Origin of the sequence: Gimesia algae (genome assembly GCF_007746795.1) — a bacterium.
Taxonomy (GTDB): Bacteria; Planctomycetota; Planctomycetia; order Planctomycetales; family Planctomycetaceae; genus Gimesia; species Gimesia algae.
Window position 1 is genome coordinate 6,278,976 of record NZ_CP036343.1, and the last position, 16,490, is coordinate 6,295,465.

Consider the following 16,490-nt stretch of genomic DNA (forward strand, 5'->3'; position numbering starts at 1 on the left):
TGAGATTTCATGCAGGACCAGCAGCCTCGTATCGGGGCACAACATTCGATTTCGTTTCAGGTGGAAAGCAGCCAGGCGATTACTTTTTCGCAGGAAGCAGAGATTTCCGTGCTCTCCACACCGTCTCTGATTTGGTTTCTGGAACAGGCCGCGTTACAATTTCTGCAACCGTGGCTGGATGAGAAGTCGATCAGTGTGGGCACTCATGTGGATGTGGAGCATCTGGCTCCGACTCCCGTTGGTGCCACAGTGAACTGTACCGCACAGCTGATCTTTCATGATGGCCCCGTCTATCGCTTTAAAGTGGAAGCGTACGCCGGGGATGAAAAGATCGCGAAAGGTCTGCACTCCCGTCGGATCATTCAAACCAGCCAGTTAGTACGACGCCTGCAGGCATTAGAAACAAAAAGCAGAAAGTAATCAACATGATCTTCGTCATCGCAGATATTGAAATCGCAGAGGGAAAACAGGCAGCCTTCCTGGAAGCCTTTCATCAGCTAGTCCCGCTGGTACACGCGGAAGAAGGCTGTATCGAATATGGTCCCGCAATTGATGAAGAGACCGACATCCCGGTCCAGGTGAAGAATGGCAGCCAGATTGTGACCGTCATGGAGAAATGGGAGAGCGTGGAAGCATTGAAAGCACACCTCGCTGCCCCGCATATGCTGACTTACCGGGAACAGGTCGCCGATCTTGTCAAAGGGACAAAGATCAAAGTTTTAAAACCGGCTTAAGGGTAGCTTACGGTTTGGGAGCAACCAGCGGCAGCTCCTCTGTCTCCGGTTCTGTCTGACCTGCGGGGGCTTCTGGCAGAACCGGAATCAGTTCTCCAGTCAGCTGATACAGATAAAATCGCACCAGTGGCCGGTAAGGCGTCGCTGGTTCCGACTCCAGTATCTCACGCAAATGCGCTGTCGCCAGTTCGGGTTGACCCGCTTCGATTTCACAGCGGGCCAGATTCAGCAGCAAAGGTATCTGCTGCTGCGAAAGCCCGTACAGATAGTTCACGATCGAAACGGCATGCTGATTAGGCCAGAAACTGTTCGATATCGGTTGGATCAGAGGCATTGACTGCAGGATCCCGGCAATACGAGCTTCTTCTTGCGACCGGATTTCCTGCCGCCATAAATCAAAGCAGCCACGATAATTCCCATTCCCCAGATTGGCAAATGCTGCCTGTGCCCGCCAGGGGATCTGTGGATTCTGCAGCGCTTTCTGTTCCAGCAGCGACATCTGATTATCCGCTTCTTCCGATTGACCCACTTCCATCAGAATACTCGCATTCAGATTCTGAGCCAATGGATTCTGTGCCTGATACACCGGATCATCCAGATACCGCCGGGCCAGTAAGACGAATCCATTCTGATACGCCTGGCTGGCTAACTGCAGCCTGTCGGCTCCTTTTTCCTGCTGGGCATCCAGCTCCTGTGTGATTTGGGTGATTTGCGTATTCAGCTTTTCCAGATGATCTGTGTAAGCCCGCAGTCTGGCAAAAGCATCATCCGATAACTCTTCTTGCCCCTCGATCATTTCCAGATAAGTCTTCAATTCATGATGTGCCAGATCGATCTTTCCCATATTGGAATACAGGTCGAACAACATCAGATGTGAGGGCGCAAATTCCGGTTCGATGATCAGGGACTGATGGTAGGCATGCAAAATCTGAAAGTAACGCATCCGATCGATACTGACTGCAGGCCGCTGCTGATTTCGATCGACAGGCGGTGCCAGCAGTTGGGCTTCCAGGCTGGCCAGATAGCCGTAGGCACTCCCCAGGATCCGATAGGCTTCTGCACTGTTCGGATCCTCAATTAAACCCCGGTTTGCCAGCTGAATGGCCAGGATCGCAAAACTGGATGACAACTCGTGGTTTCCCCCGGACTGGGACATCAGACCCAGATAATGGCGGGCCGTCTGCACATCGTTGCCCATACTCGAATTCTGCGGCAGCAGATAGCGGCTGTAAAAGGATTTGGGACGTGCCCAGTCGCTACGGATTTCCGGAAAATCTTTCTGTTCCCGGAATGCCTGTTTTTTGAAATCGAGTTGATGTTCCGCCAGGAAATTCTTTGTGGTTTCGCTTTCATTATCTGTTCGATAGAAGACGGCGGTCGCAGCATTTAATTCCGTCAATTGCCAGTCCGGGGTGGTCAGCAGGTCAAAAAATGTACGATAATCCGGATTCATCCCGGACAGACGCGGAATCACATGGGTCACCTGATATTGATTAAACGTCTGCTTCCAGACTTGAGGTAAACCGCTGCCGATCTGATCTTCGCGTTGCACACGCAGTGCACGTCGCGTTTTATTATGCAGATCAATCAAGTCATCTTCCCCGGTTCCCGCGAACAAAGCCAGGCGGTTATCCACGAATGATTTCTGATCCAGCCAGATGAGCAGGTCCCCCTGCTCCAGTACAAAATGGAAGGGTCGGTCATCCAGTGAATCAGCTAATGCTTCCTGGTACCCCTCAATGGTATGTGTCAATGAGGGACTGAAACCAATTCCCACAGCATGACGTGTCGAGCCCTGCCCCTGGAATCGTCCGCAGACGACCAGGTAAGCCAGGACAAAAAATGTCAGAACCGTTAATGCCCGACCGCCGCGCGAAAACAGCAACTCGGAAGTTTCAACGCTATAGGTCTGCCGGAAATTATCTCGATACCAGATCTGAAAATTCCGATTGGCAAAGATAGCACAGAGCACCCCCGTCACCACCAGTTCGTGGCTGGCCAGTACAGAAAGACCACAAAAGCCGATAAAGACAAACAGCTGGCCCCAGCTCATTTTTGCCTGGTTCAGCACAAAACTCACAAACGTCAACACGATCAGAATGAAAGAGGCTACCGCGTAATGATTGAGCGACTTCCAGAACAAAGGCGACGTCATGGAAAAATAGCCGAGTTCTTCAGGTCTGACTCCGCCGACAAACATCGAACGCATGAGCGGATAATCAACGGCGTAATAGTTCAGACCGGTGGTGAGCGAATGCCAGCCAACGGGATTTAGCAATGTCGCTAGCAGGCTGACTCCCAAAACCATCCAGAGCGATTGATAATCGGTGTCATCATTTAACACCGAACGATCCAGCAGTGAGGCGACCGTCTCTCCCAGTGCGAATAACGCCAGCAAGGCGATCCCCAGAAAGACGCGGGGGTCAAGATTAGCCCAGACCAGAAACAGCGGGACTAACAGCCACAGTGCGCGCGGCGAATTAAGTTCCTGCCACCGATACAGACAACTCAGCGTCAACACCACACCCAGAATCGTTATGATTTCGGGAGTCACATTCAGCTGCGGAAAACAGGCAATCAAGGCCAGTACCGCCAGGATCGATCCCCACCAGGTGGAGATCTCCCTCTGGCAGAGATGCACGATCACATAAAATGTAATACCCAGCAGCAGGATCTTGAACAGCGTTAATCCGGTATCACCCAGCACGCCATACACACCCGACAGCGTTAAATCAAACAGCCAGGCATTGTTGTACCAGGGTCGATCATTGGCGGTATAGGAAAACACATCATTTGCCGGAGGCCAGAAGCCATGGCTGGCCAGATACTGACCGGTCTTCACATGCACCAGTGTTTCGGTATCCGAGATATACGTGGCTGCAAACAGACAGGCCAGCAGAATCGCCGCCCAGCGTAACATAAAATCGCCGCGAATGGCTTCGTCTTCCACCAGTTCAGGGGTCAACGGTTCCCACTCTGGCAGACCTTCTTCTTCTGCGCTCTGATTCACCAGGGCCGCATCAGACTGATCTTTACCCGCCTGACCTCCGTCAGCATCGGTTGGAGTCCTATTTTGTTCGGGATTGGATTCAGAAGGGTCGGGGGAGTTCTCGTCAGGCAAATCTTTGTCTGGATGATCGTTCACGTAAATACTCTAGATCTGAAACGGGGACAAAAAAGAAAAGTACACCGAAACCAATTTTGGCCGGAGCACACTCAGGTTGTCCAGCTAAAACCAGTAATATTCAGGATCTGCCCAAAAGCGCATCCCGTGGAACTATAGTTTCTTCAATATATCTGTAATTGATTGAGAGAGTCTTCGAGATACTGTCATAAATCCAGCACAGGCAGGATCAACCTGATCCTGAGGGATTCGGTACATTCCACCAGCTTCCCTCATTCTTTTACGAATTCCTGATCGACACCGTTTGCCGTAAATCGGAACTTTTAACCAATCTGACCTTTTCCAATCCAGGGTCGCAGCACTTCGGGAACCAGAATGGTTCCGTCCGCCTGCTGATAATTTTCCAGAACGGCTATAATTGCCCGGGCAATTGAAACGGCAGTCCCGTTCAAGGTATGTACGAATTCCGTCCCCTTCTGCCCGCTTGACTTGCAGCGGGTTCCCAGTCTTCTTGACTGGTAATCCGTGCAGTTGGAAGCGGAGGTCACTTCACCATATTCGCCTGCTTCGCCACGACCGGGCATCCAGGCTTCCAGATCATACTTGCGATAGGCGGGCGCTCCCAGGTCACCGGTACAGGTATCAACGACGCGATAATGCAGCCCCAGTCCCTGGAAGATCTCTTCTTCGATCCGCACGATTTCTTCATGCATCTCATCGGAAGCCGCATTGGTGGGTTCTGTGAAGGCAAACATTTCCACTTTTGTGAACTGATGCACGCGATAAATGCCACGTGTTGCCTTACCATGGGCGCCGGCTTCGGTACGGAAACAGTGTGACAGGCCGGCAATTTTATAAGGCAGCGTCTCGCGGTCCATGATCTGATCTTTCATGGAGCCTCCCAGCGTAATCTCTGCTGTCGCGACCAGGCTGAGGTCCGTATTCTCCACGGAATAAATCTGGGTCTCGTCTCCACGGGGATTAAAACCGATCCCTTCCAGAATCTCTTTCTTTGCCAGATCGGGAGTGCTGTGAAGAATGAATCCTTCCTGCACCAGTTTCTGCATCGCATACTGACAGAGTGCCATCTCCAGCAGTACCGCTTCGTTTTTCAGATAATAGAATCCGTGACCGGCGACCCGCGTTCCCGCTTCAAAATCAATCAGGTCATGCTTCTCAGCCAGCGCCACATGATCCAGGGGAGTGAAATCAAACGCAGGCTTCTCGCCCGACATCCGCACGACGGTATTCGCCTTGTCTTCTTTTCCCACAGGTACATCAGGGTGTGCCAGGTTAGGCACGCGTGCCTGCTCCGACCTCAGCAGTGTCTCGACTTCACGCTGCTCGATCTCAATCGCGGAGATCTGCTCGCGTAGTTCTTTCCCCTGAGCGATCAACGGCTGCCGGGCAGCGTTGTCTGCTGCCTTGGGAATTTGAGAGGAGACCGATTTCTGTTCCTGCCTTAAGTTGTCACCCTGAACAATCAGCTCTCTACGGCGCTGGTCCAGTTTGCTCAGTTGCTCCAGATCGACTTCGATTCCACGATTGCGACAATTCTCAAGAATGACTTCCTGATTCTCGCAGATGAACTGCAAATCCAACATAAGAAATCAACTACTCCATGCAGAGTTCAGAAACAGTGTAATAAACGGTGCCCGGACGGCATTCCCCCAAACAGGGAGCACGCATCATATCTCATGACAATTTTAATGTCCAAGGGTAACGCTTTTTCACTGCAGAAAATGGCTGATGCAGCCGGAATAATGCAAATTTGCCTGTTACAGCGATTAATAGACTGGGTCCAGTTTCGCTGTAGCGTCTCCAAGTCCAATTGGACCGAGTATAATAGATCGACAGACGCTATAACTATATGTGATGCGCTCTAGCGTCCCGACTCTGCCGCTTCTCCACCCTTCGGAAGAAAATCCCTCCAAAAGCACCAGCATACAACATATCTACCCGCTGAAAAAATAAACTCCTGCCAATGTCGAAAGCCGCGCAGGAAGCTCAGCTCTCAGACAACTCACAGGAGCAACAATTTCATCTTCAGACGACTGTATTGAGCGCGCCGTCTGGTTTATTTACTCAGGTAAAGGCAGAGTCAGCATTTCACCGTGAATCGGCTGAGTGCTTTTGACCTGGTAGCGATCATAATCATAACGCTGATACAGCCCTGTATTCATCCGGGTATCACAGCGTTTACCGCGATACAGGTGGTAGGAATAACGGGGCCAGGGATACGTGTTGCCTTTAAACTGGCGTCCCTGATTCTCTTCCTGACACAATTCACAGAACGAAAGAAAGAAACGTCCGCCGCCCGCCTGGGCTGTCTGCACAGCCAGTCCGGTCCCAAACATTCCTAATAAGACTGTAGAAACAAAAACGGTCTTCCGGAATCCCTTCATCGTACGCTCCATTCCCTTGATTCTGCGTGTTGTGTGTGATGTAAGAAAGAGAACCACACTTCACATTCATCATCGGGTTTAGGGAACCCGGGAAATAAGAGCCGCCTCGCTCCGATCTGGATCCACAGCAGATTCGTATTCAGGTTATGCGGGTTATACGACTCTTATCAGTTATTTCTGACTGTCAGGCCAGACCACGGATCCGCTTTTTGGACGCGATGATATCATCCAGGATGGCATCCAGCTTGACCTGTGGCTTGCGACCCAGCGTCTGCTCCAACCGTCCCAGATCGGGAACCCGCCGCTGCACATCTTCAAAATCTTCATTGTACGCCTTGTTATAAGGCAGATATTCAATTTTAACTGCCGGGTTCACTTTGGCAATGATGGCTTCCGCCAGTCCGCAAATCGAAACCGGTTCATCGCTGCCAATGTTGTAGACCTGCCCTTTCGCAGAATCCAGATTGGTCAGATCGATCACACAATCCACGATTTCATCCACATGTCCGAAGCAGCGCACCTGGCTGCCGTCATCGAAGACAACAACAGGTCCTCCATCCAGCGCCTGATCAATAAAGCGGGGAATCACCATTCCATATTGTCCCACCTGACGGGGGCCGACGACATTAAAGAAACGACCAATGCGCACATCCAGATCATATTTCTGGGCATAAGCCAGCGCCAGAAACTCATCAATGGCTTTCGAAGCTCCATAAGCCCAGCGGGGCCGCGTCGTGGGACCGAAATGCAGGTCATCTTCTTCCGTCCAGCGTTCTTTGGGGTTTTTTCCGTAGACTTCACTCGTCGATGCCAGGAAAAACTTATGCCCCCCCTGCACGGCATGTCGCAGCAGGACTTCGGTCGGATAAATATTGGTTTCAATAGTTCGCACCGGATTGTCTGCGACCAGTTTCACACCGACGGCAGCGGCCAGGTGATAGATCGTATCGACTCCCTGCACCATTTCCGCCATGAGTACAGGATCGGTAATCGAGCCTGTGCGAAACGTGAAGTTGGGATGATCAATGATGCCATCCAGATTCTGAAGAAAGCCGGTCGACAGGTCATCGACGGCAGTAACCTCTTGTCCCTGTTGAATTAATTGCTCACATAAATGGCTGCCAATAAATCCGGCACCACCGGTGACCAGGCAATGAGACATAAAACAAATCTTTCTCAAGAAAGGAAAAAACCGCAAAAATGCGAAATTCGGTCCAAAGTCGGCGAAGGCTTAAAACAGTTTACACGCAAGAGTTGCATTTCGCTACGAACCTGCCATAATACGTACGTGTCATACATAATGACGCAAGAATAATATCGAAATTACCGATGTTAATCAAAATTCCGGGCGATTAGCTCAGTTGGCTAGAGCATCTCGTTTACACCGAGAGGGTCGGGGGTTCGAGCCCCTCATCGCCCACTTATCAAGCACCGTGCATACATTGCAAGGTGCTTTTTTTATTGGGGTTGTGCGATACTGCAACGCACCAACGAAAAAATCCCTCTTCACTTTCTGAAAAGCAAAGAGGGATTGGAAATCGGATTAACAGATCATGGTGATGGAGCGTGACTTAATACTCACCTAATATTTCTTCACTCTCTCTTGTTCCGAGTGCGCCCCATGTTCCATAAGGACTTCTAACAGTGGAGGTCGTACCCGGACTGGGCTGACTTAAATCTCCCGTGTCAATATTTTCAGAGATAAATTTAACTCCCCCATCCGCCATCAGGGCGTGAACGCCCCCGACATGCAGACTGGAAGGCGCCAACGCAGCGGTCCCGGAATCTGCATTGCTGTTTGTCCCGGAAGCACAGGAAGGAGAGTTCGGGGGAAGAATCGTATTAAAGGCACAACGTTCTGCCTGCCCATCCCACAATGATGTTCCATGCCTGCCTTTCACGTTGGTTCCAGACACCCAGTTTGCTCCAGAAGCAAGGCTCCTGCAGGCACCAGGATTGTTTGCAGGGTCCTGGCTGAGAGCAATACCCTCGTTGTGTTTGCGAGTAGCATTATTGGTACTTGCACCGTAGTTGGCCCGGATATGTTCGCTCATGGCGATGGTGTTACTGGTTCCATCGGTAATATCCCGAATCCGTGTCCCAAAACGATAGGGGAACAAGCCGCGCGAATTGGTACCATTGATGCCTGTCGCCGTATCGCCAATACAGAACACATAATTGTTCACACGAATCGCCTGTTTGTTGCGCCCGTCAGACGGACACAGCAGCATCGGAATCTTAACATTCCAGACACTCCAGCCGCACCAGGCACAGGGCCCCATCGGCTGACGGGTAGAATCACCGGCTGAAATTTTGTTAAACAAGGGCGCCTGATCTATGTAAGGCAACAGTCCCACAAAGCCGCTGAGTCGCGCACGGTTTGAAGTAGCACTGTCTGAGCCATTCGTTCCCCCTCGACGCAACACAAACATCCCATGTACATCATGGTAATTGTGCAGCGCCAATCCCAATTGCTTTAAATTGTTTTTGCATGTGGATCTGCGGGCCGCTTCACGTGCCTGCTGAACCGCCGGCAATAACAATGCAATTAAGATGGCAATGATTGCGATCACAACCAACAGTTCGATTAATGTAAACGCTTTTCGTTTGTCTCTTTCTAAATTCCTCACCAAAGGATTCTCCTTGTTAAAAAACAGAACTGAAACTGAATCGAGTCAGTCAGTCAGTCAGTCAGTAAAGATGTAAGTACCCATAGAAACAAGTGTTTTCCACTTCTTTCAGCCAATTGGTATTGATGAGATTATTGAGAAATAATCTTATTGTATGGCGGGTATTACAAAAGATAAAAAACTGATCATTCAGTTTGAAAGATATGAAAGTGAAACGACTGCCAGCGTGGAAACAGAAAAAAATAAAATGCTATTAACCTCGTTTGAGTTACACTCAAATCCTTAACAACTCTACTTATCCTAGTTGAATTTTACGAATTTTCAACTACGATAAATTGACGTCTGCAATTTTCAAAACAGTGTTTTACCTCAAATTCAGGGAATTTTATTCCCGCCGTTTTTATGTTCAAAGTTTATTAAATTTCGTTCAATAACATTTAAGTACCTTGCAAGAACTGGACTTCAACATGCAACACACTCTAGGAAATCAACTGACAGGACGCTGCAGTGCGCTGGCTCTCTTTTTTCCATTATTTTTTTTACAGGGGTGTGGAGGCACTGAAGAAAAGCTTCCTCAACGTACGGCTGTCTCAGGAATCGTCACCTTTGATGGAGAACCGGTCGAAGGTGCCAGCATCACCTTCCGACCTGTCGAAGAATCCGGACAGACTGCCAACGGTCGTACCAACGACGAAGGGCAATTTCAGATGGGAACGTTTGAAGGAACAGATGGTGTGGTTGCCGGCGATTACATTGTGATGATTTCTAAAATCAAATCAAAAAGTATCGCTAAAGTATTACCGGAAGATGATCCCAATTATGATCCCGATCCCCAACCGGAACCACCTCCTGAAAACCTGCTGCCTGAAAAATATTCCCAAGCGGAAACTTCGGGACTAACGGTTACAGTTTTAAAGGGAGAAGAGATTACAGATCTCAAATATGAATTATCTGAATAGCCTCACTGAATCAGCATTGTGTCCAGGTGTGATTCAATAGAGTCCCACCTGGACTTATATCACACGCCTGCTGCCGTTGAATCCTGAAGATCCTCTTTGCATTTCCGACCTGCAACCGTGTATACTTGCCCTGAACCCACAAATATACATCCGCATCTTCCATTGCTTCAGACGTAAGCCATGGAAGAAAATCAAATCGGGGGAAATGTGATGGTATGTTTTCGCGACTCAGAATCAGGAAATTACCGGTTTTCATGGTGGGTCTGGACATTACTCACTCTCTTCGGAGCATTCCAGTTGAGTCTCTGGCAGGCTCCACTGATGGCAGCAGAACCAGAAGAACTGTCAGCGAGTCGACCACCGCAGGTAGAAACTTTGTATGAGCCGGGCCAGCTTGGCGGACACGGCGCAACACTGCATCGTGTTACCATCACGGGTACGGCGCGGAATACTGCAGGCGATCCGGTCAAAGACGCTGACATCTATGTTTCCAGTCGCGGCTGGATTATCCCGAGTGATTTTGAACAACTCCGGGGGCATACTCGCAGCGATGAGTACGGGCATTTTGTACTCAAAGACGTTCAACTGTTTGTGATCAACAATCGCGATTCGCGCTCGAGACCGGATGAAGGTGATTTTATCGTCTTCGGCACGAAAGAGAATTACGGTCTCACCTGGCATCCCACCCGCACCTATCGCCCCGCTGCGCGTCCGGAAGAAACAGACAGTAGAGATCGAAACAGTCAGTCTACGACAAGCGCCTTTTATCAGAATGAACCGATCGTCATTGATCTGCAGTTTGATACACCGGCGAAACTGAAAGGTGTCATCACCGATAAGCAGGGACATCCCCTGGCAAACGCGAAAGTGCAACTGGGATATGTTGATCGCCCACTGAGTACCACCCCTCACAGAACAGGTTCCTGCGAATATCTCAAACAGAAGAATCCCTATTCAAACCAGAATGATTCGTTTATCAATTTTTCCGTAGTCCCTTTATCAATGCGTGAAACCTATACCGACGCGCAGGGACGTTATGAATTCACACAACTCCGCCGCGACACCAGTTATTCTGCCAATATCGATCCGGGTCCGGAGTTCGACCCCTGGCAATTTACTCTGGTCACCGCCAGCCAGTCCCGCAATTCCAGAAATACAGTCGCCGCTGGTTATGCTGGCGAAGTCAACCATCAGTTTACCGCACCGCGTGATGTCACTGTCCGCGTTGTGCAAAGCGACTCGGGTCGGCCGGTTTCCAATGTACTTGTGACAGCTCATCCTATCGGCGAAGTGCGACGCAGTGGCATCCAGGCACGAACAGACAGCCAGGGAAAAGCACGGCTCAGGCTCATCCCGGATGAATACAAGCTGGTGTCAGAACCCAATCCGGATCAGCCCTTTCTGTATTTAAGCCAGCAGTATTTTGTTCCCAAACGAGAAGCTTCTGGAAGGAACGACACCCCCAACGTCACCATGAAACTCAACCCGGCGGCGATTGTGAAACTGAAAGCCATCAATGCGAAAACCGGCGCCCCGATTCCGGGAGTCCGCTTCAATTACGAAACTTATGACTCGGGAGAACAGACCCCGGTCTCCACGCAGACCGTTTACGTCGATTATCCTTTTACAAACGATGCCGGAGAAATCCAGGCCTTTATGGAACCAGGTACGCGCCGTTTTGTTGTCGCCGAACCTTTCTCACTGTCCCAGGCAGCAGGCAGTCGCTCAGAGCGGATCAAACTCACCGCAGGTCAGGTCACGGAAGTGACTATCAAATTGACACCGGCGGAATTTCTTCCCACACACCTGGTCGCCAGTGAGATACAGCCTCGTAAAAATTCGCTTTACGTTCCCGAGATTCAGAAGAAATGGCACATTCAGTCGGAACTGCTGCGGCTCACTCCCCTGCGCATCACCACACAGAAAGTCTCAATCTATCGAAAATCTGTCGATACAGAGAACCTGCTCAAAGATTTACGCGCACTGGATCCGTATGAGCTGCCTGATATCAAATCGTTACTCAACAAATATTACACTGGTGAATTAGACTGGTACAAACAGGTGCTGACAGCGCAGGGCACTCTCAAGCATGAAGCACGCTACTTCAACCCTGATGCTCGCCCTCCCCTTTTCTTCAATCTGTCCGGTCAGCCGTTGCCCAATCTCACCACGATGACCGATGGTTGGAAAACAATTCATCATCAAAGCATGAGTAATCAGGCCGGGATTAACCTGAACCGCAGAGGAAGAATCAATTTCCATGTTGCATCCCCCTACGACTTCTGCGAGTGGCCATCACTCCGCAACCGTATTCCTGCCCCCAAAAACACAAAGAAACCCGACGTTAATATCAGCCAGGCAGGACAGAGAATCATTTATGAGAGAGAAAGTGACGAGAGAGTATTCCGCCGCGTCCTGGATCAGGACACCGGTTTTATTTTCGAAACTTCTTACCAGATACATTCTCATCAGTCCGAACAAGTCAAGCTGTCATTTGCCCCGTATAAGCTGGCCAATGGCCTGATCCTGCCGGGGATGCACATCAACTGGAAGACTTACCAGGGAAAACTCCAGCGTCTGGAAGTCACACTGATTGAACAGGCAGAAATACTTTCGACCGTTCCCGCAGATGCCTTTGCGATTGCCTTACCAGCGGGGACTGAGTTCATTGATTCCCGCCAACTGCCTGACAATATCAGCTATATCGCCGGGAATCATGAATCGAAGAAAATCCTGTCTGGACCAGTCAGCGATTTCGCCGCTTACCTGCAGCGGAACCCCTATTACAGCCACGAAATGGAAACAGAGCCTCAGCTCGGCAGACACGCCCCCACTCTGGAACCAGCCCTCTGGTTGACGGCGGATGGAAAAACAGCAGCCCCCAACCTGAATGGAAAAGTGGCCCTGATCCACTTCTGGGGAACCCGGAATGCCAACAGCATGGACCAGTTGTCTGAAATGAAAGCCGCATACAAAAAATATGCAGAACAACCTGTTGTGCTCATCGGACTGCATGATTCTTACACCTCAACATCTCAACTGCAGGCCATTGCAGAACAGAAAGACCTGAAATACACGCTGGCCATCGATCAACGCCCTGAGGAAGCCGGCTGGTTCGGTAAAACCATGCAGCATTTTCGAGTACGCGACTTACCCCAAATGGCGGTCATTGATCAGCACGGAAATCTGACCTTCGTCGGCGATCTCCGACAGGCCCTCCAGAAAGTGAACCAGCTGTTGGATGAGAAGAACTAGAGCGAGTCACATTGAACCATAGCGTTCTCAATCTGATATACTCGGTCCAAATGGCTTTGGAGACGCTACAGTAAAACTGGACACAGTCTAAAACAAGTCAAGAGAGAAACTCATCAGAACACTCAGAGGCAGCCAGAAATACTTCCAGTTGCTGGCATACTCTCTGATTTTCGCTGCATACCTGATCCAGATAAGCGATTCTTTAGTTTGAACCCTGTTCAGAGTGACAGAAGATCTATCTTATTTTATTCCTGAAAACGAACACATTTAAATTTCCAGTGAGTCCCTTTTCCATCAATCATAGTCCCGGACCAGTGTCCCAGACGATTGAAATCCAACCAGAAACTCCCCTTCAAGTCCGTCACAACTTTTCCTTTTTTAGTGAATGCACGAAAATCGGTGAGTATCATGCGGGTCTTCAGTTTTTTGGGATAGTTTTTGCCTACCGCTTTAGAGTAGCTGGGGTCATCAGGCGTTTTTTTCTGATACAAAACATTGTTTTCAACTCGAAATCGACCGTGCAATGTCTTGCGCCGTTCCGCTTTAGAAGTCATCTCGAATTTCCAGACTGCCCCTTCGAACTCCCCCGCATCATAAACGTTATTATTAGCGGAAACTGGTGGCGAATTGAAAACCTGACATGTGATCAGCAGCAGCACTGACAAAAACTTGACTCGCTCCACAGATTTGGATTTTCGTTTGGCAGTTTTCATATCATGGCCCTGTTTTAAATTACGGTCCGTAATAAAAGTAATTAAGTAGATTGAAACTCAGAATTCGTCGCGTATTTTCTGCCCCCTCTTCATTGGTCAGACAGATGGCAGCCCGCTTGAGTAGTTCTCCATAAACAAAGAGCAGCAGATAGTGAATCGCCAGCGCATCGCCAGCATCAGGAATATTCATGATCTCAGTGAGCTCATTTATGGTCAGCATTCTGCCCGGCTGAAGCAAGATATGTTGAGTCTGAACTCATACCGCATCATAACTATTCCCTCTGCGAACAGGCAAACTTTCAATTATGAATTTTTGAATTCTCCAGTTAATCAAAATCGGGCTCTGCAACCGTTTGCAGAACACATCAACTTCCCCCGGATCATGTGGTGTGATGTGCATTAAAATGGTAAGCATCCCTCTTGGGTACAGCAGATCAACCCATGAATCGCAGGAGGAAACCCCTTAATTTTTGTCGTATCGGCGACATTCTGACATTCTATTTTTTTGTTCGCTGAACCTCGTTGACAATCAGCAACAGGAGCATAAGATCATCTCACAGGTGAGTATCAAAGCAGGGATGCCGTTACAAAATCTCTCTGAGATCGAGTAAACCGACAGGATGTCGGAACTTGCCTGGTTATCTCTTACTGATCAGTAATCTCACGACAGACAGAAATCTCACGACAGACAGAGATCATTGAAGGTTCTCCTCTGCTGTTCTTTAACTGCGATACCTCTCCCCAGTTAAAATGCTTCGGCGTCAATTCAACGAATTCCATTGCTGTAACCCCCCTCTGCAGGATTTGTCGCGTCCACTTCAATAGTGTAGACTGCGTGAAGAATCCCAGACGAGTGACGCGTTCCCAACTCCTGGGTTGAAACAAACGCCAGTCATATATACCTGTTTTTCAGCCAGAAACAGAACTATGCGCTTCTGAATTCCGTCAAATGAAATGGATACAACCAGATGAATCAACCGGATGAACCGACAGAACAGACCAGCATTGAACAACCTGATGCCTGGGATCAGCTGGAGCAGATCGTCGCCGCCGGGGACCCTGACGCCGCGCATACGTTTCTCAAGGAACTTCCTCCCGGCGAAGATGCGCGCATCATGGCGCAGTTGTCGGAGACAGAACAGCATGAGTTCATCGCGCTGCTGGATGACGAAAACGCTGCCCGCCTGATGGAGTCGCTCCCCGAACTGCAGGCCGGACAATTACTCTCCACATTATCCGCAGAACAGGCCGCTCACATCTTTGATGAGATGAACAGCGATGAGCAGGTCGACCTGCTGGATCAACTGACAGATGCCCAGTCCGAAGCCATCCTGGAAGAGATGGACCCGGAAGAGGCCGAGAATGTCCGCTTTCTGTCCAAGTACAGTCGACTCTGTGCCGGCGGGCTGATGATCACCGAACTGCTCTCTTTCCAGGAGACAGAGACGGTCGACGACGTGGTTTCGGACCTCCGTAAAAATGCCGAAAAGTACGCCGAATACAACGTGCAATATATCTATGTCATTAACGCCGACCTGCAGCTTGTAGGCGTGCTGCGACTCCGCGATCTGCTGATGGCACCTCCCGGCCGCAAGCTTTCTAAAATGATGATCGCCAATCCACACAGCTTTCCGGATATGACCCCGCTGCAGGATCTGCTGCATTTCTTCGATGCACACCCGCTGTTTGGTCTGCCTGTGGTCGATGAGAACAAGGTACTGGTCGGCGTTGTTCGGCGGGAAGACGTGGAAGCGGCGAGCGAAGAACTGGCCGGTAAAACGTTCTTGAGATTCGCGGGGATTATGGGCGGTGAAGAACTCCGCAGCCTGCCCCTCAAAACCCGCAGTGCCCGCCGCCTGTCGTGGCTCAGTATCAACATCCTGTTGAATATTGTCGCCGCCAGTATCATCGCCATGTACGAAGAGACGCTGGAAAGTGTGATCGCGCTGGCGGTCTTCCTGCCCATCGTATCCGACATGAGTGGCTGCAGCGGCAACCAGGCGATCGCGGTCAGCACGCGGGAACTGGTGCTCGGCGTCATCCGACCCAGCGACTGGTTACACGTCTTCCGCAAGGAATTCGGTTTGGGAATCGTCAACGGCCTCGCCCTCGGTATTTTACTGGGAGGTGTCGCCTACATCTGGAAAGGCAACCCCTACCTCGGCCTGGTCATCGGCGGAGCACTGGCCTTGAACACGCTGATGGCGGTCTGCCTGGGCGCCTTGATCCCGCTGCTGCTGAAAGGCTTCAAACTGGACCCCGCCCTCGCTTCGGGCCCGATCCTGACCACCCTCACCGACATGTGCGGCTTCTTCCTCGTCCTGTCCTTCGCCCAGGCCCTGCTCCCCTGGCTGATTTGATTTGAGAAGATTTCTGACAGCAGACAATTAAGGGAAAGAAAAAGAGCCGCCGAGGAGAGTCGAACTCCTGACCTACGCATTACGAATGCGTTGCTCTGCCAACTGAGCTACGGCGGCGTTGAGGTTCAGCTTGTCACTGATAGATTCATCAGCCGCAGCACAGGTTCGCCGGGCGAGAATCGTGGGGAGCCGGTTTCGGAAATTACGATCCTGAACAGGGCTCTGGCGGTAGCATACCCCCTTTTTTCGGTTTACGAAAGGATTCTGCCCGTTTTTCGTCCCTGATAAACTGATTTCTCAGGCAAATTTG

12 protein-coding genes and 2 tRNA genes are annotated in these 16,490 nt (G+C 50.3%); 6 read left to right on the top strand and 8 right to left on the bottom strand.

All coding sequences use genetic code 11. The features are described 5' to 3' along the window. Nucleotides 1-9 precede the first annotated feature (9 nt). A complete protein-coding gene (locus Pan161_RS23425) occupies nucleotides 10-420 on the top strand; it encodes a thioesterase family protein (protein WP_145231171.1) in 411 nt (136 codons plus the stop codon). 5 nt (nucleotides 421-425) lie between these two features. Then, the gene (locus Pan161_RS23430) at nucleotides 426-734 is read left to right on the top strand and encodes a putative quinol monooxygenase (RefSeq protein WP_145231172.1); all 309 of its coding nucleotides are present in this window, start codon (nucleotides 426-428) and stop codon (nucleotides 732-734) included. A 7-nt stretch (nucleotides 735-741) separates the two neighbouring features. Here Pan161_RS23430 and Pan161_RS23435 read toward each other — a convergent pair whose 3' ends face one another. The 4 genes from Pan161_RS23435 to Pan161_RS23450 all read right to left on the bottom strand — a co-directional run bounded on the left by Pan161_RS23435 (nucleotide 742) and on the right by Pan161_RS23450 (nucleotide 7,425). Next, on the bottom strand, nucleotides 742-3,879 hold the full coding sequence (locus tag Pan161_RS23435; RefSeq protein WP_145231173.1) for a tetratricopeptide repeat protein: 3,138 nt from the start codon (nucleotides 3,877-3,879) through the stop codon (nucleotides 742-744). Nucleotides 3,880-4,181: 302 nt separating this feature from the next. Beyond that, the gene (gene serS, locus Pan161_RS23440) at nucleotides 4,182-5,462 is read right to left on the bottom strand and encodes a serine--tRNA ligase (RefSeq protein WP_145231174.1); all 1,281 of its coding nucleotides are present in this window, start codon (nucleotides 5,460-5,462) and stop codon (nucleotides 4,182-4,184) included. A gap of 477 nt (nucleotides 5,463-5,939) precedes the next feature. Beyond that, complete coding sequence (locus Pan161_RS23445) at nucleotides 5,940-6,263, bottom strand: hypothetical protein (RefSeq protein WP_145231175.1); 324 nt, start codon at nucleotides 6,261-6,263, stop codon at nucleotides 5,940-5,942. Between the two features lie 184 nt (nucleotides 6,264-6,447). Continuing rightward, on the bottom strand, nucleotides 6,448-7,425 hold the full coding sequence (locus Pan161_RS23450; RefSeq protein WP_145231176.1) for an NAD-dependent epimerase/dehydratase family protein: 978 nt from the start codon (nucleotides 7,423-7,425) through the stop codon (nucleotides 6,448-6,450). 184 nt (nucleotides 7,426-7,609) lie between these two features. Between Pan161_RS23450 and Pan161_RS23455 the strand changes: the two genes are divergently transcribed. Then, a tRNA-Val gene (locus Pan161_RS23455) sits at nucleotides 7,610-7,683 on the top strand. Nucleotides 7,684-7,834: 151 nt separating this feature from the next. On the opposite strand, the gene Pan161_RS23460 is transcribed toward Pan161_RS23455, so the two are convergent. Continuing rightward, the gene (locus Pan161_RS23460) at nucleotides 7,835-8,893 is read right to left on the bottom strand and encodes a DUF1559 domain-containing protein (RefSeq protein WP_145231177.1); all 1,059 of its coding nucleotides are present in this window, start codon (nucleotides 8,891-8,893) and stop codon (nucleotides 7,835-7,837) included. Between the two features lie 467 nt (nucleotides 8,894-9,360). On the opposite strand from Pan161_RS23460, the gene Pan161_RS23465 reads away from it, so the two are divergent. Continuing rightward, nucleotides 9,361-9,852, top strand: coding sequence for a carboxypeptidase-like regulatory domain-containing protein (locus Pan161_RS23465; RefSeq protein ID WP_145231178.1), 492 nt, complete (start codon nucleotides 9,361-9,363; stop codon nucleotides 9,850-9,852). 180 nt (nucleotides 9,853-10,032) lie between these two features. Continuing rightward, on the top strand, nucleotides 10,033-13,107 hold the full coding sequence (locus tag Pan161_RS31540; RefSeq protein ID WP_145231179.1) for a redoxin domain-containing protein: 3,075 nt from the start codon (nucleotides 10,033-10,035) through the stop codon (nucleotides 13,105-13,107). Between the two features lie 245 nt (nucleotides 13,108-13,352). Here Pan161_RS31540 and Pan161_RS23475 read toward each other — a convergent pair whose 3' ends face one another. After that, complete coding sequence (locus tag Pan161_RS23475; RefSeq protein WP_145231180.1) at nucleotides 13,353-13,820, bottom strand: hypothetical protein; 468 nt, start codon at nucleotides 13,818-13,820, stop codon at nucleotides 13,353-13,355. Between the two features lie 19 nt (nucleotides 13,821-13,839). Continuing rightward, nucleotides 13,840-14,040 carry a hypothetical protein gene (locus Pan161_RS30720; protein WP_232103439.1) on the bottom strand — a complete coding sequence of 67 codons (201 nt, stop codon included), beginning with the start codon at nucleotides 14,038-14,040 and terminating at the stop codon, nucleotides 13,840-13,842. Between the two features lie 748 nt (nucleotides 14,041-14,788). Between Pan161_RS30720 and mgtE the strand changes: the two genes are divergently transcribed. Continuing rightward, complete coding sequence (mgtE, locus tag Pan161_RS23480; RefSeq protein ID WP_145231181.1) at nucleotides 14,789-16,180, top strand: magnesium transporter; 1,392 nt, start codon at nucleotides 14,789-14,791, stop codon at nucleotides 16,178-16,180. A gap of 44 nt (nucleotides 16,181-16,224) precedes the next feature. On the opposite strand, the gene Pan161_RS23485 is transcribed toward mgtE, so the two are convergent. Beyond that, a tRNA-Thr gene (locus Pan161_RS23485) sits at nucleotides 16,225-16,297 on the bottom strand. Nucleotides 16,298-16,490: the final 193 nt, after the last annotated feature.